The sequence below is a fragment of the Acidiphilium sp. 20-67-58 genome, assembly GCF_002255515.1.
Lineage (GTDB): Bacteria > Pseudomonadota > Alphaproteobacteria > Acetobacterales > Acetobacteraceae > Acidiphilium.
Window position 1 is genome coordinate 1 of record NZ_NCAS01000111.1, and the last position, 1,110, is coordinate 1,110.

Here is a 1,110-nt window from a genome sequence, read left to right on the forward strand (position 1 = left end):
GCGGGCCTCCTCCATCGTCATCCAGCGGGCATGACCATGATTGTCGGTTGGGGCACGGATCGGCGCATCGACGGGCTTTGTCGGGGCGTGATCGCGGCGCAGTGACCAGCCGGTGACGCGCCGGCCGCGCACAAGCTGAACGACGCCGGCGAGGAAGGGGATCGCGAAGGCCGGGACGCCGCTGATGACCAGCCAGACCCGCACGGTAGGATCTCCGCTGGCCTCGAAAAGATAGAGCCACCATTGCCAGAACGGATGCTGGAAATGCCAGAACAGTCCGGTCCCAATGAGGAAGATCATCGTGGCGAGGACGGTGAAGAACACCAGGCCGAGCACCAGCCCGACGAGGAGCCGCATCACGCCGCGCCAGGTCATCATGCGGCCCGCAAGAGGGCGGCGGCTGTTTCGCCGCGTCTGGCTGCGTCCGGGCCAAACCAGACCTTGCCGATCCGGTAGGTGCTGCCAGAGGTCTCAAACGGGATGATGAGATCGACAGCCGCCGCGAGCAGATCGCAAAGCGTGGCGTCATCGAAGCCAGCCCCCTTGGGGGAGCCCTTGATGAGTGAAAACAGCTTTTTGAATGCCTGGGCCGGGTTGGCACCGTGAATGGTGGTGATCGAGCCCGGATGCCCGGAAACCACCTCGTTTACATAGGTCCATGCCGCATCATCGCGCAGCTCTTGCAGGAGCACCCGATCCGGCCGCATGCGCAAGCTGGCCTGCAATAGCGCCTCGGCGTCGATTTTCGCGGTGGAAAGGCCGTCTTTCGAGTAGAGCAGCCGAACATGATTCGGTTGCGGGATCACCAGCTCCGCCGTGTCCTCGATGGTGATGATCCGCTCCGCCAGGGGGATCGCCGAGATCAGCGTTTTGCTCATCGTGGTTTTGCCGGAGCCGGTGGCACCACAGAGGAGGATGGTCATGCGGCAGCGCACGGCCGCCGCAAGGAAGCCCTCAAGATCGCCGGAATCGTAGTAGTCCAGGGCTTCCGCGAAATTCCGGGTGTCCCGTTTTTCCGCCCAGCTGTTCCACCCGTCCGACTGATACCGGGAGGTGACGGAGGAGAGCGGCGCGACCGTCGAGCCTGGCCGGCGGATTGTCAGGCTGACC

At 64.1% G+C, this 1,110-nt stretch carries 1 protein-coding gene and 1 pseudogene; both read right to left on the minus strand.

The window, feature by feature from the left end:
- Window positions 1-378: pseudogene (locus tag B7Z76_RS16240) on the minus strand (conjugal transfer protein TraG); the annotation flags it as partial.
- Window positions 375-1,110 (minus strand): ATPase, T2SS/T4P/T4SS family (locus B7Z76_RS16245; RefSeq protein WP_291345303.1); only part of this gene is annotated, 736 nt, incomplete at its 5' end. The gene B7Z76_RS16245 and the pseudogene B7Z76_RS16240, both read right to left, overlap by 4 nt.